The sequence below is a fragment of the Bacteroides sp. OM05-10AA genome (assembly GCF_003439055.1).
GTDB classification, from domain to species: domain Bacteria; phylum Bacteroidota; class Bacteroidia; order Bacteroidales; family Bacteroidaceae; genus Bacteroides; species Bacteroides intestinigallinarum.
Genome location: NZ_QSUR01000015.1, coordinates 127928 through 151674, shown reverse-complemented (window position 1 = coordinate 151674; position 23747 = coordinate 127928). Strand labels below are relative to the sequence as shown.

Here is a 23747-nt window from a genome sequence, read left to right as displayed (position 1 = left end):
GTAGGAAGAAAACTACTTCGTTTTCCTCCTACTCGATTAAAGGAAAATGATATTTTATTAGTGCTTGATATTCAATCTTTTACATAAGGGGGATAAACGCGTTGAAAGCTTGGCTATATTAGGTTGTGTAGTCATTTATCTTACCATTTTTCTAGTTTAGAGGCCTTTTGTAACATCAGAAAAGAATTATGTTACGTGTATATGATAAATGTAACCTCCATATAGAAGCCAGTAACGTGATTGTTAGACCTCGTGAAATCAAATCGATACATTTGCAAACACTACTATGGAACAGGAAATTATAGAAAATAAAAAGTTATAATATGAGAACATTAAAAATGATTTTGTCAGGCTGGCAGTCAGTAAGCCTTGTTGTATTTATTACGCTGTTTTTTAATATGGAAGTAAGTGGCAAGGGCAAAGTAGCGAAAAATGCTCCTGTCTTTACGCAATTTATTTATCAGGGGGAGGATGCTGTTTATCAAAACAACCCTTTAAAACCGGGTGAGTTTTACAATCCTATTTTGCAGGGTTGCTATCCCGATCCGAGTATAACGCGGAAAGGTAATGATTATTATTTAGTGTGCTCATCTTTTGCTATGTTTCCCGGAGTGCCCATTTTCCATTCTAATGATCTGGTGAATTGGAAACAAATTGGTCATGTATTGGACAGAATCTCGCAATTAAAGGTCGAAGATTGTGGTATCAGTGCAGGTGTATATGCTCCTGCGATAAGATATAATCCGAATAATGATACATTTTATATGATAACCACTCAATTCTCCGGTGGCTTTGGAAATATGGTGGTAAAGACTAAGAATCCGGAAAATGGATGGAGTGATCCTATCAAACTTCAGTTTGACGGCATTGACCCTTCTATCTTCTTTGATGATAACGGTAAGGCTTATGTGGTGCATAATGATGCTCCTCCTCATGGGGAAGAACGTTACTCGGGACATCGTGTCATAAAGATATGGGAGTATGATGTGGAGAATGATAAAGTGATTCCGGGCTCGGACCAGATCATTGTCAACGGTGGGGTCAATATTGAAGAAAAACCGATCTGGATTGAAGCGCCTCATATTTATAAGAAAAATGGACGTTATTATTTAATGTGTGCGGAAGGAGGAACCGGTGGCTGGCATAGTGAAGTGATTTTTGTAAGCGATCATCCGAAAGGCCCTTACCAGCCTGCAAACAGCAATCCTATTCTGACTCAACGTTATTTCCCTGCCAACAGAGAGAATAAAGTAGACTGGGCCGGTCACGCGGACTTGGTGGAGGGACCGGACGGTAAATATTACGGTGTATTTTTGGGAATACGTCCTAATGAGAAAAACAGAGTAAATACAGGACGCGAAACTTTTATCCTGCCGGTGGACTGGAGTGGAACATTCCCTGTTTTTGAGAATGGACTGGTGCCTATGAAACCTACCTTGAAAATGCCTTCGGGAGTAGAGAATCAAACGGGCAAAAATGGCTATCTGCCTAATGGAAATTTTGTGTTTGACGATGATTTCTCAACGAAGGCGTTAGATTTTAGATGGATCGGACTTAGAGGTTCTCGTGAAGAATTCGTAGATATGACAGGCAAAGGTTTGCGTATCATTCCTTTCATGACCAATCTGAAGGAAGTGAAACCGACTTCTACCTTGTTTTACCGTCAGCATCATCATCATTTTACCGCCACGACAACAATGGAGTACAGACCTAAAACCGAGAAAGATTTTGCCGGTATCACTTGCTATCAGAGTGAGCAATATCATTATGTCTTTGGTGTGACTAAAAAAGGAAAAGACTGTTATCTGATATTGGAAAGAACGGAAAAGGGACAAACAACGGTTTTAGGTGAAGTGAAAGTAGAGGCGGAACAACCTTTGACACTGCAAGTGACAGGTAAGGGAGATGAGTATCGTTTTGACTATTCAACTGATGGTAAGACGTTTACCAATGTAGGGGGAACCGTTTCCGGTGATATCCTTTCTACTAATGTAGCGGGAGGATTTACGGGGGCGATGATTGGCTTGTATGCAACATCTGCCGGTAATTAATTAGAAAAATATCTAATCTTAAAATCATGAAAATACATCATTTATTGGGGGCTATGTGCCTATGTTTTGGCATAGGTACATTGTCGGCACAGAATTATCAGAAAACATCATCCGGCATCAGGACTACTGTGAATGCGGTTGATATCGAAGTACAGTTTTTTGCACCTGCTGTGGTGCGGGTGATAAAGTCACCGGAAGGCGTTGCTTATGCAAAACAGAGCCTTTCTGTCATTGCTAAACCGGAAGAGGTACATTTCAAGACCGCTATAAAGGATAATAGAATTGTATTAAACAGTAGTGATTTAAGTATTTGTGTGGACACCCGTACGGGAGTTGTTTCTTATCTGTCAAAGAGTGGAAAGACTTTATTGACAGAAAAGAACGGTGTGCAGTTTACTCCTTTCGATGATGCCGGAGCAAAAACTTATCAGGTTTATCAGCCTTTTGCATTAGATAAGGAAGAAGCCATTTATGGTTTGGGACAATTGCAAAATGGAAAGATGGTTCAGCGGAACATGACTAAAAATCTGGTACAGGGTAACGTGGAAGATGTGTCGCCATTCTTCCAGTCCACCAAAGGATATGGCGTGTTTTGGGATAATTATTCACCGACTCTCTTTACGGATAACGAGACTGAAACATCTTTCCGCTCTGAAGTGGGTGACTGTGTGGATTATTACTTTATGTACGGGAAGAATGCCGATGGTGTTATAGCACAGGTACGCAGCCTGACCGGGCAAGCACCGATGTTTCCTTTATGGACTTATGGTTACTGGCAAAGTAAGGAGAGATATAAGAGCCAGGAGGAAGTGGTCGATGTTGTTCGCAAGTATCGTGAGTTAGGGGTTCCTTTGGATGGTATTATTCAGGACTGGCAATATTGGGGACATAATTATTTGTGGAATGCAATGGATTTCCAGAATCCGACATTCAATAATCCGCAAAAGATGATTGAGGACGTTCATGGAATGAATGCGCACATGGCTATTTCTATCTGGTCGTCATTCGGTCCGATGACCAAGCCTTATAGAGAATTGGACAAAAAAGGAATGTTGTTTAACTTTACTACTTGGCCGCAATCGGGAGTTGATTCATGGCCTCCTGATATGGAATATCCTTCCGGTGTTAGAGTGTATGACGCTTACAATCCCGAAGCTCGTGATATTTATTGGAAATACCTGAATGACGGAATTTTCAAACTGGGAATGGATGCCTGGTGGATGGACTCTACCGAACCCGATCATCTGGATTGGAAGCCGGAGGATATGGATACAAAAACCTATTTGGGGTCGTTTAGAAAGGTTCGTAATGCTTATCCGTTAATGACGGTAGGAGGTGTCTACGATCATCAGCGTGCGGTGACTTCGGACAAACGTGTGTTTATTCTAACCCGTTCGGGATTTTTAGGACAGCAGCGGTATGGTGCAAATGTATGGAGCGGTGATGTAGCTTCCACCTGGGAGAGCTTCCGGAACCAGATACCTGCCGGATTAAACTTCTCTTTGTGCGGTATGCCGCATTGGAACAGTGATATCGGTGGTTTTTTTGCAGGACATTATAATAAAAGTTGGAATGATGATAGTGCTTCGAAAAATCCATTGTATCAGGAGCTTTATGTGCGTTGGTTGCAGTTTGGAACGTTTAATCCGATGATGCGTTCGCACGGAACCGATGTTTACAGGGAAATTTATAAATTCGGAAAAAAAGGTGAACCTGTATATGATGCCATTGAGAAAATGATAGGTCTGCGTTACTCTTTGTTGCCTTATATTTATTCTACTTCCTGGGATGTAAGCAACCGTCAATCAAGCTTTATGCGTGCTTTGATGATGGATTTTGTAGATGACCGGAAGGTATGGGATATCAATGACGAATATATGTTCGGGAAATCAATTCTGGTGGCTCCGATCGCCCACGCACAATATACACCGGAGGCTGTGGTGAAGGTGTCTGAAGAAGAGGGATGGAACAGGGACGGAACAAAAAAAACGAAAACAGACGTTGCTGTGAATTTTGCAGAAACGAAATCTACTAAAATCTACTTACCGGCAGGAACGCTATGGTATGATTTCTGGACCAATGAAAAATATGAAGGAGGTCAGGAGATCACGAAGGAGACTACACTGGCTATTATCCCGTTATACGTAAAAGCAGGCAGTATTATTCCTGTTGGTCCACAAGTTCAATATGCAACAGAAAAGCCCTGGAATCATCTGGAGCTGAAGGTATATACGGGCGCAAATGGAGACTTTATCCTGTATGAAGATGAGTTTGATAATTACAATTACGAAAAAGGTGCTTATACGGAAATTCCGATCTCCTGGAATAATGCATCCCGTAAATTGACGATAGGAGCAAGAAAAGGGGGATATGATGGCATGTTGAAGAGCCGTAAGTTCACGGTGAGCCTGCAAAATGGAGTTCAGAAAACGGTAGAGTATACAGGAAAGGCAATTTCTGTAAAATTCTAAATCAAAGAGGCCGGATTTTATGGGCAGAGACAGAGAAGGGCATAAAAATAAAAGTGACTGGTAATGAGAGTAAATTGTAATATCTGGTAATGGGAGTTAATCGTAATATGAGGTATACTGTTGCATTTATATTGGTTTTCTGTATGTTGGAGATAACCCATGCGGGTAGTCGTATCGAATTTAAGAAAATGCCATGTACCATGTTACAAGGCATTACAGAACGGGAATATACGATATATCTGCCGGATGACTATAACTTGTCCGACACCTGCACTTATCCGGTACTGTATTTATTGCATGGGGGAAATTGTTCAAATACCGATTGGGTTTATTCAGGGAACCTGCAAACTGTTGTTGATACTTTGGTTTCTGCCGGTTTGGCTGCAAAGATGATTATTGTGTGTCCGGAAGGAAATAAAAATAATATGATCTGGTTCAATGCCCCGCATTGGAAATACGAGGACTTTTTCTTTCATGAATTTATGCCCTATATCGAAACTCATTACAGAGTAAAGCCGGATAAGAAATATCGTTCAATAGCCGGATACTCGATGGGAGGGGGAGCATCTATTGTTTATGGACTATATCATCCTGAAAAGTTCCATGTTGTATATGGTATGAGCAGCTATCTGCGTAGTCAGTATTTGGAATTTTTGAAGGATGATCCCTCTGCTTCGTGGCGTCAGCAATTGATTGATGATAACAACCCGATTCGAACGATACAATCGGGAACGGCAAGCAAGGTCATGGAATGGAAAAAGATACATTGGTTTATCGATTGTGGCGATAAAGACTTTACGTATGAAGCGAATGTGGATTTGATTAAAGCCTTTCGCGAACAGAACATTCCGTATGAATTCCGGGTAAAGGGGGGAGGACATGACTGGGACTATTGGCGCATAGCGTTGCGTGATGCTATCGTATATGTTTCGCAAAAAATGGAATTATAACAGTACTATTTATGAAAAACCGATATAAAATGGAACGATCTCTGGTGGCATGGTTTATGATTGCCTTTATGATCTCAACGAATGCTTTCACGGCTTTGTCGCAAGTCAAGCAGACTACTTATCTGACAAATGGCATTTCTTGTGATTTGGAACAGGGAATGTTAAAGGTTGAGTTTGTCACCCCGGATATTGTGAGAGTTCAATATACGAAGGAAAACACATGGATGGGAAATGGAACGGATGTTTGTGTTCCGCGTATATCTGATAAACCTGTTCGTCTGACATATACCAAAGAAACGGATTGTTGCTGGTTGAAATCGGACAGCCTGATGGTCAGAGTCGGTTTGAATACTGCTTCTATCACCTATTTGGATAAAGAGGGGCGATTATTGTTACGGGAAAATCAGAAGATACCCAGAGTCGGAGAAAAGAAAGTGACAGAGCAGGCTATCTATGACGAGCATTCCAAACAGATAAAGAAAACAGCGGATGGTGATAAAGAAATCAAAAGCATTTTGCGTCGTGATACCATAGGGCACACCTGGAAATATAGGATTAACTTCGAATGGCAACCATTGGAGGCTTTATATGGATGGGGAGCTCATATGGAAGATTATATGAATCTGCGTGGGAAGGAACTTTATTTATGCCAGCATAATTTAAAAGCTATGGTTCCGGTGGTAAATTCGACAGCCGGCTACGGATTATTGTTTGACGCCGGGTGTGCGATGATGTTTAAAGACAATTCAGAAGGGAGTTTCGTGGAACTTGAAGCAGCCAAACAGATTGATTATTACTTCATGAAGGGCAGGACAATGGATGCCGTGGTGGCCAATTATCGTTTGTTGACGGGTAATTCTCCCATGATGCCTCTTTATCTTTTCGGTTATATCCAATCTAAAGAGCGTTATGTCAGTTCCGATGATTTGATTCATACTTTAAAAGAGTATCGTCAAAGGCAAATCCCAATTGATATGATTGTACAGGATTGGAATTATTGGCCGCAAGGTCAATGGGGGAGCATGAGTATGAATCCTGAATTTTATCCTGATAAAAGAAAACTGGCAGATGAAATTCATTCCCTGCATGCTAAGTTAATGATATCGATATGGCCGAATGCCATGAACTGTCCCCAACAGGAGGATTTCAAACGGAAAGGTTTATTATTAAACGGAACTTCTGTGTATGATGCTTTTAATCCATCAGCGAGAGAATTGTACTGGAGTTATGCAAATAAAGAGTTCTTTAGTAACGGCTTTGATGCATGGTGGTGTGATGCTTCAGAACCGTTGGATGCCGACTGGACTTTTATGAAGGATGGTTATGGGATTGATAATCATCGGCAGCGTTGGGAATTGAATACAAATTTATTAAGTAGTGTATTGGGAGCGGAACGTAGTCAACTGTATTCCTTATACCATGCGATGGGTATTTATGAGAACCAGCGTTTAGTGAATGAGAATAAGCGTGTTGTAAATCTCACTCGTTCCAGTTATGCAGGTCAGCAACGTTATTCTACGATAACGTGGAACGGTGATACCCGTGCAACCTGGCAATCTTTTGCCCAAATGATTCCCGCAGGACTGAATTTTATGGCTACCGGCTGTCCCTATTGGACTGTGGATATTGGAGCTTTCTTTACGAAGAATGGAGCTCAATGGTTTTGGAAAGGCGATTACGATAAAGGAGTGGCTGATATGGCGTATCGGGAATTATATACCCGAATGTTTCAATATGGTGCATTCTTGCCTGTATTCCGAAGTCATGGTTCCGATACTCCCCGTGAAGTGTGGCGTTTTGGTAAACCGGGCGAGCCTTTTTATGAGAGCCTGATTAAAATGATTCATTTGAGGTATCGTTTGCTTCCTTATATCTACTCTTTGGCAGGAAAGGTGCATCGTGATAATTATACAATGACTAGAGCACTGGCGTTCGATTTTTCAGCAGATACGCGGGTTGCCGATTTGAAAGATGAATTTATGTTGGGTCCGGCTTTGTTGGTTGCCCCTGTTACTACTCCCATGTATTATTCTGTTGATTCCCGTCCATTGGAGAATATAGAGAAGATACGCCGTGTATATTTACCGGCCGGAGCCGGTTGGACAGACTTCTGGACCGGTGAAAAGTATAAGGGCGGGCAATGGATTGTTTCAGAAGCGGCTATAGACAAAATTCCTCTTCTGGTTCGTCAAGGATCGATTATTCCAATGGGGCCGGTTATGCAATATACATCGGAAAAAGTGGATGCCGAATGGGAGATACGGATTTACCCCGGGGCGGACTCTTCATTTACGGTATATGAGGATGAGGGAGATAATTATAATTATGAAAAGGGGAAGTCATCGAGTTTTGAAATGAAATGGGATGATAAAAATCACACATTGACCCTTTCTGATCGTAAAGGCGAATATGCTGGTATGCCTGTATGCCGCAGATTGAAGTTGGTAAGGGTTGATAAGAATTCAGGAATAGGTGTAGAAGAAAATGTCGATGGAAAGACCATTGAATATAGAGGAAAACATCTGAAAATAAAAATATGAAATAGTAGAATCTAAAACCATTTAAAATAAAGAATATGAGAAACTTAAAATTCCTTGGTGTGTCGTTCCTATTGGCTATGACTGCCGCCACTTCAGGAGTGGCACAAAATCCTATTATCCAGACAAAGTATACTGCCGATCCGGCTCCGATGGTATACAATGATACAGTTTTTCTTTATACCACTCATGATGAGGATGATGCCGAAGGATTTAAAATGTTGGACTGGCTGCTCTATACGTCCACGGATATGGTGAATTGGACCGACCATGGCGCGGTTGCTTCTTTGAAGAGCTTTGATTGGGTGACACGCGATAACGGTGCCTGGGCGGAACAGGTGATTGAACGTAATGGTAAATTCTATATGTATTGTCCGATTCATGGTAACGGTATCGGTGTGTTGGTGGCAGATTCTCCTTATGGTCCTTTCAAAGACCCTTTGAACAAACCGTTGGTGTGGCAAAAGGAACATTGGGACGACATTGATCCGACCGTATTTATCGACGATGACGGACAAGCTTATATGTATTGGGGAAATCCGAATGTTTACTATGTGAAGCTGAATGAAGATATGATCTCTTATTCAGGAGAAATTGTAAAGTTGGCTAATAAGCCGGAGCATTATCAGGAGGGGCCGTGGGTATATAAACGTAACGGGCATTATTATATGGCTTTCGCTTCGACTTGTTGTCCGGAGGGGATTGGTTATGCGATGAGTGATAAAGCTACCGGACCATGGACTACAAAAGGATATATCATGAAACCTACAGAGAGAACGAGAGGTAATCATCCGGGAATTATTGATTATAAAGGAGATTCTTATGTATTTGGACTGAATTATGATTTACTTCATCTGGAGACTTTCGATCATAAGGAACGCCGTTCGACATCTGTTGCAAAAATGTATTATAATCCGGATGGAACAATTCAGGAAGTGCCTTATTGGCAGGATACAAAATTGGATCAAATAGAAAATTTCAATCCTTATCGTAGAGTGGAAGCTGAAACAATGGCTTGGGGATATGGCTTGAAAACCGGAAATTTTGAGAAAGGTGGTTTATATGTGACGGATATTGATAATGACGAATACTTGTCTGTACGGGGTGTTGATTTTGGAACAAAAGGGGCGAAGAAGTTTAGTGTCAGTGCCGCTTGTGTCGAAAAAGGAGGAAAAATTGAGATTCGTTTGGATAAGGTGGACGGTCCGATAGTTGGTGTTGTCAGCGTTTCGCCTACGGGAGGAATGGATATCTATAAATTGATGTCATGCCGGATCAAGGAGGCTAAGGGAGTGCACGACCTTTATTTTTGCTTTAAAGGAGAAAAAGGGAAAAATCTTTTTAATCTGGATTATTGGGAGTTTAAATAATATGGATATTATAGAGACTAGAGCTCTAGTCTTCTGATTAGAAATAGTTTATGAGAAAACTTTTTGTTGTATTGTTATCATCGTTGTTTTTAATAACGGGATATGCTAGGGAAATAGCTCCTGATAATACAGGTCTTTTAAGAGATTCATTACCCGCTACATTCCGGAATCCGGTTATAAACGCGGATGTTCCGGATATATCCGTTATTAGGGTAGGAGATGATTTCTATATGATTAGTACTACGATGCACCTGATGCCCGGTGCTCCTGTTATGAAATCCAAGGATTTGGTAAATTGGGAAATAGTAGGTTATGTTTTTGATCGATTGACGGATAATCCCGGTTATGATTTAAAAGAGGGCACTGTTTACGGATGGGGACAATGGGCATCGTCTATCCGTTATCATAATGGCAAATTTTATGTTTTCTTTTCTCCGAATAATAAGCCTTATAAGGGATATATTTACTCGGCAACGGATCCGGCAGGGGAATGGAAATTGGTATCTCGTACACCACATTTTCATGATGCATCTCTCTTCTTTGATGATGACGGACGGGTGTATATTTTTTATGCGACGGGAGCGCTTACAGAATTGAAAAGTGACCTCTCTGGCATCAAACCGGATGGGGTCAACATGAAGATTTTTGAACGTGATGAAGCGGAGAACGGGCTGTTAGAAGGGAGTCAGGTGATAAAGCACAATGGGAAATATTATTTGCTCATGATTTCATGGCCCAGGAATGGCATTCGTAGAGAAGTGTGTTATCGGGCGGATAAGATAACCGGCCCGTATGAAAAGAAAGTAATTCTGGAAGATGCTTTTGACACCTATGGTGGAGTAGGACAGGGAAATATTGTTGATACGCCCGATGGACGTTGGTATGGAATGATGTTTCAAGACCGGAACGGGATAGGGCGTGTACCTACTTTGATGCCGTGTCGTTGGGTGGATGGCTGGCCGATGTTGGGGGATGAAGAAGGGTGTGTGCCTTTAGCTATGGAGAAGCCGATCCAGGGCTATCCGGAAACTTCTTTAGTGGTAAGTGATGATTTCAGTGACCGGAAATTGAAACTTAATTGGCAATGGAACCATAACCCGTTGGATGAGTATTGGTCTTTAAGTGAACGTCCGGGTTATTTGAGACTGAAAACAAACAGGGTTGTTGATAATCTGTATGCAGCTCCCAATACTATCACACAGCGTATGGAGGGGCCTGCATGTAGCGCTACCGTTTCTATGGATATATCCAGAATGCAGGATGGGGATGTGGCCGGACTTTGTGCATTTAATGGCGACTCTGGTTTGCTTTCTGTTGTAATGAGCGGTGATAAGAAATATCTTACAATGGCCACTAATGTGGTGGAACTGAATGGTCCGGAAAAGACAATTCTAAAAGTGGATGCAATTGAAAAAGAACGGATAGAGCTGCCCCGGAATACAATTTATCTACGAATAGACTGTGATTTTAGTCAGCATCGTGACTTGGCTACTTTTTATTATAGTTTGGATAACCAGCATTGGGCAAAGATCGGCCAGGATTTTAAAATGAAATTTGATTATACCAAGTTTTTTATGGGAACGAGGTTTACCATATTCAATTATGCTACAAAAACGAGTGGTGGTTATGTTGATGTCGACTTCTTTCATTATCAAAAAGGTGAAAATTAATAGGTTGTAAATTAGAGGATTATATCCGCTGTGCTACAAGAGCAAAGATGGATGTAACAGTGGAAACAAAGGGTGTTATTTTGGAAAAGAACCCCGTAACATGAATATGGCTGAAGTTTGGTAATGTAGCATATCTTTGCAAAAAAACAGTAGTACATATTTTTGTTATAAAGATAATTAAAGTATTATGAAGAATACGCAGATGTTACAATCAATTTCGGTCGTCCTATGTTTCTTGTTTCTGTTGGGGGCGGTAACGACGTCATGTAGTTCAAAGAAAGAACAACAATTGCCGACTATCGGAAAGTCTGTGGCTCTTTTTGATTATTTTTCTTATAAAGGAAATGATGACTTTTATATTGCTAATCCTCTGTCGGGTGAAGACTATTTTTATAATCCTGTCTTACCGGGATGGTATTCCGATCCCAGTATTTGTACTAATGGAAGAGGTGACTACTTTCTGGTTACATCGACATTTACGTATTATCCCGGTGTTCCTATTTTCCATAGCAGGGACTTGGTGAACTGGAAACAGATCGGTCATGTATTGAATCGTGCTTCACAATTAGTGAATATGGAGGGACAGAATGTTAGTGGCGGCATTTTTGCTCCGGCCATTTCTTATAATCCGAATAATAAAACTTATTATATGGTGACTACGAATGTAGGGGCCGGAAATTTCTTTGTTAAAACGCAAGATCCGTTTGGTGAATGGTCGGAGCCGATAATGTTGCCGGAGGTCGGAGGTATTGATCCTTCTTTCTTTTTCGATGAGGATGGTAAAGCATATATCGTGAATAACGATGAGGCTCCGGACAATAAACCTGAATATAGCGGACACCGTACTATACGCATACAAGAGTTTGATGTGAAAACGGATAAGACCATCGGTCCCCGTAAGATTCTGGTGAACAAAGGAGCTCAACCGGCGGATAAGCCGATTTGGATAGAAGGCCCTCATTTATATAAGATGAACGGGAGGTATTTTCTGATGTCTGCCGAGGGTGGGACAGGAAACTGGCATTCGGAAGTGATATTTAGTGGCGATTCTCCAATGGGTAAATTTCTTCCCTGGAAAAACAATCCGATTTTGACGCAAAGACACCTGAATTCTGATCGCCCGAATTTAGTGACTTGTGCAGGTCATGCTGACCTTATTCAGGCAAAGGAAGGTGATTGGTGGGCTGTTTTCCTGGCTTGCCGTCCTATCAACAATCAGTTTGAGAATCTGGGACGTGAAACATTTTTGATGCCCGTGAAATGGAGCGAAGACGGGTTCCCATACATGACTCAAGAAGACGATTTGATACCTATGATTGTGAAACGTACTGGCGTGAAACGTGATACGACAGTTACTTATGGTAATTTTGAGTCAATTGATAACTTTGATTCTCACATACTTGATATGTCATGGATGACTTTAAGGACTTCTGCTTCCGATCTATATTCTTTGTCGGAAACACCCGGATACCTGACCTTGAAGTGTGCCGATGTTAACGCTACGGAAAAGAAAACTCCGGCATTTGTATGTCGCCGCTTGCAGCATCATAAATTTGAATGTACAACCCGTATGTTGTTCGATCCTTCTGATGACAAGGAAATGGCCGGAATGCTGTTGTTTAAAGATGAGACACACCAATATTTCTTCTGTTTAAGTAAAGCGAGTGAGAATAAATATATTTCGTTGAAACAAATCGGTGAAAAAGAACAGATGTTGGTTTCAGATGAAATAGACGCAAATACCAATGAAGTATATTTGAAATTAGTCTCTCAAGGAATTAGTTACGATTTCTATTATTCAATTGATGGTGAAAAGAACTGGAAATTGCTTTGTAAGGATGTGGATGCCAGTTATCTCTCTACTGCTATGGCAGGTGGATTTACCGGTACTACAATCGGTTTATATGCTACTTGCAAATAAATACCTTTTTATAATAATCTAATACTGTTAGCCATGAAACGTACGTATGATGATAGTTGATAACAAAATTTTGTCAGTCGCTAATAATAAGAGAAAATGTAATTATTAATATCTTATCTTAATTTAATAGTAATGAAGAATGCAAAAAAGAAAAATCAAAAGATTCCCTATTTGCTTCTATTGATGCTATGCTGTTGTATGACGGTTTTGGCACAAAAGGGAGTAACGGTGAAAGGTGTGGTCGTAGATGATAAGGACGTGCCTGTTATTGGAGCATCGATTGTTGTAAAAGGCAATAATTCGATAGGTACAATATCGGATATTGATGGAAATTTTATACTAGCTGTACCTAGTGAAAAAACAGTACTTGTTATTTCGTATATTGGAATGAAAACAAAAGAAATCCAATCTGCTAAAGGAACAGTGAAAGTAGTGCTTGAGGACGATTCAAAGCAGCTTGAAGAGGTCGTAGTCGTAGGATATGGACAACAGAAGAAAGCGAGTGTCATTGGTGCAATTACACAAACGAGTGGTAAGACACTCGAGCGTGCCGGTGGTGTGTCCAGTGTAGGAGCTGCATTAACAGGTAACTTGCCGGGGGTTATAACCACTGCTACACAAGGAACACCCGGAGCAGAAGACCCAAAAATCTATATTCGTGGTCAGAGTACTTGGAATAATAGTGACCCACTGGTGCTGGTAGATGGTATTGAACGCCCCATGAATAGTGTGGATATTAGCTCTATTGAAAATATTTCAGTGTTGAAAGATGCATCTGCTACGGCGGTTTTTGGTGTGAAAGGCGCGAACGGGGTAATTTTGATTACTACCAAACGTGGTCAGGAAGGAAAGGCGGATATTCGTATTGCAGCCAATGCTACAGTGAAAATACCTTCTAAATTGGCCAGTAAGTATGACTCTTATGATGCACTTGCTTTGCGTAATGAAGCAATCATCCGTGAGATTGGTTTATATCCGGAATCCTGGGATAGCTATACTCCTCAAGACATACTTAATAAGTATCGCAATCCGAAAGATGTGACGGAGGCGGAACGGTATCCGAATGTGGATTGGGCGGACGAAATGGTTAAGAAAGCTACTATGTCCTACAATGCTAATGTTAGTGCATCGGGGGGTAATAAGTTTGTGAAATATTTCGCTTCAGTCGATTACCTCCATGAAGGTGATATCCTGAAAAAGATTGAGAATAACAAATCGTATGATCCGGGATATGGTTTTAACCGTATCAATGTTCGTTCTAACTTGGATTTCAATCTGACTAAGTCAACTGTATTAACGGCAAACCTTTCCGGTTCGTATGGTGTCAAACAAGATGCTTGGGGACAGGATGATTGGGAATATCGTATTTGGCAAAGTATTTATAGTAATCCGCCCGATTGTTATTTGCCGCGTTATTCAGATGGCACTTGGGGATATTATCCCCCCGACCAGGTAGCCACAGTCAATTCGGCAGCTACATTGGGTAATAATGGTGTGCGGAAAATCAACACTGGTAGAATCAATACAGACTTTACATTAAAGCAAGACCTAGGTATGTTGCTAAAGGGGTTGAATGCCAGAGTTACTCTCTCGTTTGATAACGTTTTCAAGACGCAGGGTGGTGTTTATGATGACGGCAATTTACAATTCAAGTATATTGATCCCAATACCGGACAAGTCACGCTTTCACAACATTATGGCACAAACCAATTCGATTATGTAGTGAATCCTTGGAGCATACGTAAAGATGAAACTTTTGTCAATAAATGGGGAGGTAACGAAAACTCCAGAAAATTGTATTATCAGGCACAGATTGATTATGCGCGTAAATTCGGTGACCACGACGTAACCGTAATGGGACTATTCAGCCGCGATAAATATGCTACGGGCAGTGAATTTGAACACTATCGGGAAGATTGGGTCTTTCGTGGCACTTATAATTATGCTTCCAGATACTTTGTGGAATTTAATGGTGCATATAATGGTTCTGAAAAATTTGGTCCGCAACACCGTTTTGCTTTCTTTCCGTCGGCAGGTATCGGTTGGATGATTAGTGAAGAGAAATTTATGAAATCATTCAAGTTTTTGGATATGCTGAAAGTACGTGCCACTTACGGACAAGTGGGGGATGATAACATCTCCGAACGTTGGCTGTACGTGACACAATGGAAAAATGAGGGAACTTCCGGATTAGGTTCACATGATGGAAATACCAGTCCCTATACGTGGTGGAAAGAAGATAAGATCGGTAACCCGGATATTCATTGGGAAAAGGTTACTAAAAAGAATCTCGGTGTAGAGTTTTCTTTCTTCAACGGTTTGTTTGCCGGTAGTTTCGAAGCGTTCAACGATTATCGTACGGACATTCTTCTGGAAGGTTCAAAACGTGCTATCCCCCCTTATTTTGGAGGAACACCGGGAGTTGCCAATTTAGGTAAAGTTCGGGTGAAAGGTTACGAACTGGAACTCCGCTCTTCCAAAGTCTTTGAAAATGGAATGCGGGTATGGGGTAGTTTTAATATGACACATGCTAAAGATAAAGTCGTAGAAGCGGATGACCCGGTATTGAAAGACGAATATCAAAAGCAAGCAAACAAGCAGATCGGACAAACCTATGCTCACATCTCCAATGGCTATTACAATACGTGGGATGAACTTTATGGCAGTACGATATTGAATACATATGATTCGGAAAAACTTCCGGGTAACTTGAATTTTATAGATTATAACGGTGATGGTGTGATAGATACATATGATTCAGTGCCTTACGGTTATCCGGAGAGACCGCAAAATACATATAGCGCAACTGTTGGTTTCGAGTGGAAAGGGTTCAGTGCATTCGTGCAGTTTTATGGTGTCAACAACTGTAACCGTTCTGTCGATCTGAATAGTTTCTCTAATCACTTGAATCGTGCCTATAAGTTAGGAACTTACTGGAGTGCAGATGATACCGGAGCCGACGCTCCGATGCCTCGATGGAATTCTCACGCGGAATATAAAGGTACAATTAATCTGTATGACAGTTCTTATATCCGTCTGAAGAATGTAGAATTGGCTTATACCTTTACACAGTCATGGGTGAAGAAGTTTGGAATCAAGTCTTTACGCATTTATGTGAATGGTGATAATTTGTGGATGTGGAGCCATATGCCGGATGATCGTGAAGTAAATTTAGGTGCATCTTCCGCTTATCCGACAGTAAGACGTGTGAATATGGGATTTAACGTGAACCTATAAAAGAAAAAGTATGATGATAAAAAATATATATAAGTTGATAGCTTGCGGCGCATTATTGTTAATGATAGCTGCATTATCTTCCTGCAAGGATTATCTGGATCGTAGTCCGGAGGCAGAGGTTTCTTCTACAGATGCCTTTATCAGCTTTAATAATTTCCAGGGATTTGTTGAAGAGTTATATAGTAGTGTACCTGATTACACCATTTATACTTGGGCCTGCGATTGGATACTGGGTGATGAAATACTGAACAAGGTTGGAGGTATATGGGTCAATGACGAAATGGATAAAGGAAATTCCTGGGTTTGGGACAGTTGGATCTCATGGTTGTCTGCAGCTGATATAAAGACTGATGGTGATACAGGAAAAGGGCTATGGTCTAATGCATGGTATGCTATTCGTAAAGCGAATCTTGGTCTCGAGAATATGGAGAATCTTACAGATGCTACTCCCGAGCAGAGAGATATTATTAAAGGACAGTTGCTGTTTTTCCGTGCTTTCTATCATTTTGAGCTAATGACTTATTGGGGAGGTATGCCTTATATCGACAAAGCGTTTTCTTCTGCTGATAAATTGGACTATCCCCGCTTAAACTGTCACGAAACGGCTGACCGCATTGCACAAGACTTGCGCGAAGCAGCCGACTTGTTACCGGCCGACTGGGATAAAACAGCTACTGGAAAATTAACACTCGGCAAAAACCAGTTGCGTGTATCTAAAATTACGGCATTAGGCTATTTGGGTAAGAACTACTTGTATGCCGGAAGTCCGTTGCTTAACTACGAGTCGACCGGAAATAAAAATTTCGATACGGAGTATTGCCGGAAAGCAGCTGAAGTATTTGCAGAATTGCTGAAATATGTAGATAAGCAAGAAACACAGGTGAAACTCATCGATTGGGAAAACTATAGTTTCCTGTTTTATAGTCATGGTAAGAATGGCGCAATTCCCGGTTATCCGGAGGCGATATTTCAATGTCCGGTATACAATGCCTGGTTGAAGGGATGTCCTTGGGGACCTAGTTCGAACTATGGGGATAGTAAGGCTAATCCTGGTGCTTATAGTTCTCCCAATGCTCGTTTTGTAGAGAATTATGGAACAAAGAATGGACTGCCGATTGATGATCCGGACAATCCTCAATATGATAAGACCGATCCTTGGACTAATCGTGATCCTCGTTTCTATCATAATATCATCTATGATGGAGTGCAAGTGGTGAAAGGGTCTATGCCGGATGCGGATGAGAAGTATCGCTATGCGGATTTGACAACGAAAGGACATAGTCGTGTCAACGATAAATCAGGCCGTACAGGTTATGGATTGCGTAAACTAGTTCCTATGGACAATAATAACTATGACCAGTGGAATGACAATTATATGCATTTGTCATATATGCGTTTAGCTGATGTCTATCTGATGTATGCGGAAGCTGTTCTTCAAGGATATGGATCGGCAACTAGTACCGGACCTGATTATATAACAGCAGAAGCGGCTGTTAATATTATTCGTAAACGTTGCGGGGCTGGCACTGTTGGAGCAAAATATGTGAACGACAAAGAGAAGTTTATGGGTGAAATCATTCGTGAACGCGCTATGGAATTGGGATTTGAAGAAGAATTCCGTTATAATGATTTACGTCGTTGGATGATTGCCGACCAACTGAAATATCGGGAGAAGACTGCCATCTATTTTGATAGAGGAGCCGATGGAAAACCGATCAACATGAGAGAGGAAGTGCTTGTGACTCGTCCTTTTGAGAGTAAGCACTGGTGGTTACCTTTAAGAATCAAAGATGTCTCTAATTATCCAACATTCGGTCAAAATCCGGGATGGTAATCTGTGGGTCTATTTTTTCACTTAAAATGAAAACACAATGAAATATATAAAAATAGGATTGGTTCTGTGTGGAATGTTTTTGATTCCGTCAGTGAAGGCGGTAGGAACAGCTATAGAACCGGAAAGTAAAGATTCATTGGTACACATAGCCTATACGGCAGTGTCCAATAAAGACTTGGCGGGAGGAATTTCCGTACTGAAGCCAAGTGAATACCTGGACAAATCGTACAGTACATACGCACTGGAGGGAGCGGAAGCTTTCGTTGGAGGCAGTAACCTTTGGGGAATGGGCAATGCATTGGTTTTGGTAGATGGTGTTCCTCGTTCTATTGACAATATCACTACTAACGAGATCGATCAGATTACATTCCTGAAGGGTGCGAATGCGGTTGTTCTGTATGGTAGCAGGGCTGCTAACGGAGTGATTCTGATTACCACCAAACGTGGGAAAGTAGGTGATCGTCAAATTAACGTGCGTGCTCATGCTGGTATCAACACTCCGAAAGCATATCCCCAATATATCGGTTCGGCCGAATATATGACGTATTATAATCAGGCATGTATCAATGATGGCATTGACCCGCTTTATGATAAAGCCACTATCTATAACTATGGTGCGCAGGTCAATCCTTATCGTTATCCGGATGTAGACTATTATTCGTCTGATTATCTGCGTAAATTTTATAACTCTTATTCTGCCGAAGCTGACTTTACAGGCGGTACGGAGCGTGCCCGTTTCTATGCACAGGCAGGCATTCAGAATAATAATTCTTTGTTGAATTTTGGTGAAGGTAAAAAAGAAGGGACTACGCGTTTGAATATTCGTGGTAATGTCGATTTGAAATTGAACGATTATATCAAGACTTATGTAAATGTTTCTACGGTCTTTTATAATAACCATTCGGCATTGGGTGACTTTTGGAATAAAGCTCGCACAATACAGCCGCACCGTTATTCGCCAATGATTCCTATTGATATGATTGATCCGGATAATCCGAATTTACAGCTACAAATACGGAACAGTCGTCATATTATCGATGGCAAATACTTGCTCGGTGGTTCGCAGCAATATCTCACCAATCCAATAGCCGATGCTTATGCCGGGGGATACATTGCCTATACAAGTCGGCAATTTCAATTTACTGGCGGTCTTGATATTGATCTGAATCAGGTGCTGAAAGGCTTATCTTTTCATGGTGCCATGAGTATCGACTACTCTAACACGTACAATGAGTCGGTGAATAATACTTACGCTGTGTATGTAGCTGATTGGGGCAAAAGTGAGCAAGGTACAGATATAATCAATGGTTTGACTAAGCACAACAAAGATATGAATACGGGAACCCAGAATCTTAGCGATTCTTGGAATCATCAGACTGTCGATTTTAATGTGCACTTTGATTATACTAATACTTTTCAGGAGAAGCACAATGTGTCAGCCATTTTGCTAGCAGCCGCAACCCGTATGCGTCAAACAGGTGACTTCCAATACGAAACGAATGCCAATATGGGTTTGCAGTTGGACTACAATTTTAGTCAGACCTATTATGCATCATTTGGTGGTGCGCTTGTCAATTCTACTCGTCTGGCAAGTGCTCATCGGTTGGCATTCTCTCCGACAGTTGGGTTAGGATGGGTTTTATCAGAGGAGGCTTTTATGCAAAACGCCCGTTCGATCGACCGATTGAAATTGACGGCTTCTGCCGGTATTCTACATACCGATTTGTTATTCCCCACCGATAGCGAGACCGGCCGCCCGTTGTACTTTCTGTATGATGCAGTTTATATGGAGGCTCCTGGTTATGGATGGCACGATGGCAAATACAGCAATAATTATACTTCTGTGACACGGGGGGAAAATTTGAAGTTAGGGTATGCCAAGCGTAAAGAGATTAATGTTGGTATCGAAGGTTCCTTCTTTAACAACTTGCTTAATATGAAGGCTAATCTATTTTTCACTAAGTTGGAAGATATTCCAGTCATTGCGGCAACTCAATATCCTAGTTATTTTCAATCGGGTTATCCGAAAACTTCATTCATTCCTTATACTAATTTCAATGCCAATCAATATCGTGGCTTTGATTTTCAGATAGACTTGAACAAGAAGGTGGGGCAGGTTAATTTGCAAGCAGGCGTATCAGGCACTTATGTTACCTCGAAAGCATTGAAACGTGACGAGTTGTACGCTGATTCTTATCGTAACCGGGTGGGGCAGCCCACTGATGCTATCTTCGGATTGCAGAGTGAAGGGTTGTTTATGAATCAGGCGGAAATTGACGAGCGCAATATCGAGCAGAAGTTTGGAGAGGTGAAACCTGGTGATATCAAGTATAAAGACCAGAATAATGATGGAGTGATTGATGAACGAGACGAAGTAATGATTGGCCGATGGGGAGCACCTTTCTCTTATGGTGTTCATTTAACAGCTCAATGGAAAGATTTCACTTTGTTTTTATTGGGAACAGGTAGTGTCGGCGGTACAGGTGTTAAAACGGATGACTATTATTGGGTGAATGGAGATAAGAAGTATTCTGTTGTAGTGCGTGACAGTTGGACGGAAAAGAATCCTGGTGCATCATATCCACGTTTGACCACTACTAATGGTAGTAACAATTTTCGTTATTCGGATTTCTGGACTTATAGTACCAATCGATTTGACTTAGCTAAAGTACAGTTGACTTACTCGTTGCCGCATAAAATCATCCAAAGTTCTTTTATCAAAGATCTTAAGGTGTATGTGAGTGGTTCCAATCTGTTGACTATTGCCAAAAACAGGGAAATATTGGAATTGAATCTGGGTTCTCCTCAATGCCGTTTTTATAACCTTGGAGTAAAAGTTGAATTTTAATTCCATTAAAGTTGAATTGACATGAAAAAGAAATTAATAATAATATTAACGTCATGCTGTTTGTGTTTCACTTTTGTCGGTTGTAGCAATTTGTTTGCACCGGAAGATGAAAACAATCGTGGCAAGGAAGATATGGTGAATGATCCCGCGTTCGCCGAAGGGTTACTGCTGAATGCATATGTCCGATTGCCGAATAACTATTCTTTTGATGATGTAGCTACAGATGATGCTGTAACCAATGATGTAAATAATAACTATTTGAAGATGGCTACCGGACAATGGTCGGCCATGATGAATCCGATGAACCAGTGGGAACGTTCCTATACTTCCATTCAGTATTTGAATATGATGTTGGAAGATGCAGACAATATTGAATGGGCCACTACTGGTGAAGGGACCAAAGAACTGTTTAATGATCGCATTAAAGGAGAGTGTTATGGTCTCCGTGCTTTGAATATGTATTATTTGTTGCAAGCTCATGCGGGAAGAACTGCGGATGGCCGGTTGATGGGTGTACCTATCTTGGTTGAATCGCAAAATGGTGAGAGTAATTTCAATTTACCAAGAGATACTTTTGAAGATTGTGTAGAGCAGATTTATAGCGACTTGAGTAAAGCTGAAAGTTATCTGCCTCTTGATTACGAAGACATCGCTGATGCCAGTCAGTTACCGTCTAAATATGCTCACGTTTCCTATACGGAATATAATCGTGTATTTGGCTCTTACAACCGTCAACGTATGTCGGGACGCATAGCTAAAGCTATTCGCTCAAAGGTTGCGCTACTTGCTGCCAGTCCGGCTTTCGGTGGTACGGAACAACAGTGGAAAGATGCGGCTGATTATGCAGGAGAGGTACTCGACCTGAATGGCGGTTTGTCCGGCATGGCAAGTAATGGTTTTTATTGGTATGCCCGGGAAAATTCAGCAGAAATTGGTGGTTTGGGTGATGGTAACAATCCTAAAGAAATCCTTTGGAGAACTAATGTAGAAGAATCTAATAATCTGGAGACTGAAAACTTTCCTCCCAGCCTATATGGAAATGGACGTATCAATCCGACCCAGAATTTAGTAGATGCATTTCCTATGCAGAATGGCTATCCTATTACAGACAAGGTAAATGGAAAGTATAATGAAAGTCGTCCGTACACGAGTCGTGATCCTCGTCTGGCTAAATATATTGTCACAAACGGAAGCACCATGGGACCAAGTGATTCACAGATTTACACAGAAGTGGGTAAAACAGATGATGGTATTAATGCAATCTCTACTTCTACACGTACGGGGTACTATATGAGAAAACTGTTGCGTGAAGATGTGAATCTAAATCCGGTAAGCAGCCAAAAGCAAGTTCATTATTATCCGCGCATTCGTTATACGGAAATATTCCTGAATTATGCTGAAGCCTCCAACAGGGCTTGGGGACCGGATGGTAATGGAGAACATGGATATTCTGCCCGCGATGTCATTGCTGCAATCCGTCAACGTGCCGGCATTGCTCAACCGGATACTTATCTGGAATCAATAAATACTATGGATGAGATGGAAGAACTGATTCGTAACGAACGTCGTTTGGAACTTTGTTTCGAAGGTTTTCGCTTTTGGGATTTGCGCCGTTGGGAGACCAACTTAACGGAAGCAGCACAAGGAGTACGTATCATGGGAACACTATATGCTGATATTACTGTGGAAAATAGAGTGTATCAGAATTATATGAACTATGGACCTCTTCCCTATGAGGAGATATTGAAATGGGATCAACTTCTGCAAAATAAAGGATGGTAAAACGTCAAAGTAATCAATAAAATCAGAAAATATGAAAAAGTTAACTATCTTAAGCATAATGCTACTCGCCGGTGTGCTGACGGCTTGTCACAACCAGGATTGGGAGTTTCCTGACTATAAATATACTACCGTATACTTTGCTTATCAGACTCCTGTACGTACCATTGTACTTGGAGAAGATATCTATGATACAAGCTTGGACAATGCACATAAGTGTAAAATTATGGCTACTACTGGAGGTGTTTATCAGAATAACCATAATATTGTTTTGGATCTTTCCTTGGATGAGAACCTATGCAAAGGCTTCACATTTGGAGAGGGTGGTGAAACGGTGGAAGCCATGCCTCATCATTACTATAATTATGATGACTTTGTGAATACTAAACTAACCATTCCCTCTGGCCAGATAGCGGGGGGGATTGAGGTACAGCTCACGGATGAGTTTTTCAAAGATGAGAAAGCAATACAGAATAAGTATGTTATTCCGATGGTAATTAATTCGGTTTCCAATGCTGACTCGATATTGCGCGGAAAGCCGGCAGTAGCAAATCCCAATCGGTTGATTGCCGCAGACTGGGGAACACAGCCTAAGGATTATATCCTTTATTGTATTAAGTATATCAACCCTTGGGATGCTACTTATCTGCGTCGTGGTAAGGAAGTGGTGACTGAAGATGGAGCACAGCGTGAAATTGTCCGTCATGCCAGTTATGTAGAAAAAGATGAAAAATGTGCATTAAATACATACAATCTGAAAACAGTGACGGCTTCATTCAAAACCTATGATAAGAACAAATTGGAAGTTCCATTTACAATGTCACTGACATTCGACGATAATAATAACTGTATTGTGAAACAGAAAGAAGGGGCGGATTATGTAATCACTGGTAATGGTAAGTTTGTAAAAGACGGCGATAAGAAAAGCTGGGGACAGGAAGATCGTGATGCCGTTTACCTCGATTATACACTTACACTTGGTAACAGCAATACGTATGCTATTAAAGATACGTTGGTGGTACTTACCCGGGGTGTCGTGGCAGAAACATTTAAGCCAGTAGCAATCCCTTGAATTAATA

General features: G+C 41.1%; 13 protein-coding genes and 1 pseudogene. All 14 read left to right on the top strand.

Translation table 11 applies throughout. The features are described from left to right. Positions 1-323 precede the first annotated feature (323 nt). Complete coding sequence (locus DXB58_RS13550; protein WP_122137080.1) at positions 324-2051, top strand: glycoside hydrolase family 43 protein; 1728 nt, start codon at positions 324-326, stop codon at positions 2049-2051. 26 nt (positions 2052-2077) lie between these two features. Then, complete coding sequence (locus tag DXB58_RS13545) at positions 2078-4522, top strand: TIM-barrel domain-containing protein (protein WP_122137079.1); 2445 nt, start codon at positions 2078-2080, stop codon at positions 4520-4522. Positions 4523-4665: 143 nt separating this feature from the next. Further along, positions 4666-5472: an esterase family protein gene (locus DXB58_RS13540; protein ID WP_233527297.1), complete on the top strand. Its 807-nt coding sequence runs from the start codon at positions 4666-4668 to the stop codon at positions 5470-5472. Positions 5473-5540: 68 nt separating this feature from the next. Then, positions 5541-8012, top strand: a complete 2472-nt coding sequence (locus tag DXB58_RS13535) for a TIM-barrel domain-containing protein (protein WP_369907119.1) — start codon at positions 5541-5543, stop codon at positions 8010-8012. Positions 8013-8047: 35 nt separating this feature from the next. Further along, on the top strand, positions 8048-9379 hold the full coding sequence (locus tag DXB58_RS13530; RefSeq protein ID WP_122137076.1) for a glycoside hydrolase family 43 protein: 1332 nt from the start codon (positions 8048-8050) through the stop codon (positions 9377-9379). Positions 9380-9429: 50 nt separating this feature from the next. Beyond that, a complete protein-coding gene (locus DXB58_RS13525) occupies positions 9430-11049 on the top strand; it encodes a glycoside hydrolase 43 family protein (RefSeq protein WP_122137075.1) in 1620 nt (539 codons plus the stop codon). A gap of 187 nt (positions 11050-11236) precedes the next feature. Beyond that, complete coding sequence (locus tag DXB58_RS13520; protein ID WP_122137074.1) at positions 11237-12970, top strand: glycoside hydrolase family 43 protein; 1734 nt, start codon at positions 11237-11239, stop codon at positions 12968-12970. Positions 12971-13102: 132 nt separating this feature from the next. Further along, entirely contained in the window at positions 13103-16207 is a 3105-nt protein-coding gene (locus DXB58_RS13515) for a TonB-dependent receptor (RefSeq protein ID WP_117932152.1), read from the top strand. Positions 16208-16217: 10 nt separating this feature from the next. Then, positions 16218-18041 (top strand): RagB/SusD family nutrient uptake outer membrane protein, encoded by a 1824-nt coding sequence (locus tag DXB58_RS13510; RefSeq protein WP_199487953.1) that lies wholly within the window; start codon positions 16218-16220, stop codon positions 18039-18041. Positions 18042-18078: 37 nt separating this feature from the next. Beyond that, complete coding sequence (locus DXB58_RS13505; RefSeq protein ID WP_199487954.1) at positions 18079-20889, top strand: SusC/RagA family TonB-linked outer membrane protein; 2811 nt, start codon at positions 18079-18081, stop codon at positions 20887-20889. 21 nt (positions 20890-20910) lie between these two features. Next, positions 20911-22671 carry a RagB/SusD family nutrient uptake outer membrane protein gene (locus DXB58_RS13500; protein ID WP_122137073.1) on the top strand — a complete coding sequence of 587 codons (1761 nt, stop codon included), beginning with the start codon at positions 20911-20913 and terminating at the stop codon, positions 22669-22671. Between the two features lie 31 nt (positions 22672-22702). Beyond that, positions 22703-23173 (top strand): annotated as a pseudogene (locus DXB58_RS28455) (BT_3987 domain-containing protein); the annotation flags it as partial. Between the two features lie 61 nt (positions 23174-23234). Further along, entirely contained in the window at positions 23235-23339 is a 105-nt protein-coding gene (locus tag DXB58_RS28450) for an LPXTG cell wall anchor domain-containing protein (RefSeq protein ID WP_366512975.1), read from the top strand. After that, positions 23291-23740, top strand: coding sequence for a DUF5627 domain-containing protein (locus DXB58_RS28445; protein WP_366512974.1), 450 nt, complete (start codon positions 23291-23293; stop codon positions 23738-23740). The genes DXB58_RS28450 and DXB58_RS28445 overlap by 49 nt, the downstream gene beginning before the upstream one ends. The last annotated feature ends 7 nt before the right edge of the window (positions 23741-23747 follow it).

What these genes read in the sequence shown, in the direction of transcription:
- DXB58_RS13505 (WP_199487954.1), top strand. Translation starts at nt 18,079, where the DNA reads ATGAAATATATAAAAATAGGATTGGTTCTGTGTGGAATGTTTTTGATT.
- DXB58_RS13535 (WP_369907119.1), top strand. Translation starts at nt 5,541, where the DNA reads ATGATCTCAACGAATGCTTTCACGGCTTTGTCGCAAGTCAAGCAGACT.
- DXB58_RS13530 (WP_122137076.1), top strand. Translation starts at nt 8,048, where the DNA reads ATGAGAAACTTAAAATTCCTTGGTGTGTCGTTCCTATTGGCTATGACT.
- DXB58_RS13525 (WP_122137075.1), top strand. Translation starts at nt 9,430, where the DNA reads ATGAGAAAACTTTTTGTTGTATTGTTATCATCGTTGTTTTTAATAACG.
- DXB58_RS13550 (WP_122137080.1), top strand. Translation starts at nt 324, where the DNA reads ATGAGAACATTAAAAATGATTTTGTCAGGCTGGCAGTCAGTAAGCCTT.
- DXB58_RS13520 (WP_122137074.1), top strand. Translation starts at nt 11,237, where the DNA reads ATGAAGAATACGCAGATGTTACAATCAATTTCGGTCGTCCTATGTTTC.
- DXB58_RS13545 (WP_122137079.1), top strand. Translation starts at nt 2,078, where the DNA reads ATGAAAATACATCATTTATTGGGGGCTATGTGCCTATGTTTTGGCATA.
- DXB58_RS13500 (WP_122137073.1), top strand. Translation starts at nt 20,911, where the DNA reads ATGAAAAAGAAATTAATAATAATATTAACGTCATGCTGTTTGTGTTTC.
- DXB58_RS13540 (WP_233527297.1), top strand. Translation starts at nt 4,666, where the DNA reads ATGTTGGAGATAACCCATGCGGGTAGTCGTATCGAATTTAAGAAAATG.
- DXB58_RS13515 (WP_117932152.1), top strand. Translation starts at nt 13,103, where the DNA reads ATGAAGAATGCAAAAAAGAAAAATCAAAAGATTCCCTATTTGCTTCTA.
- DXB58_RS13510 (WP_199487953.1), top strand. Translation starts at nt 16,218, where the DNA reads ATGATGATAAAAAATATATATAAGTTGATAGCTTGCGGCGCATTATTG.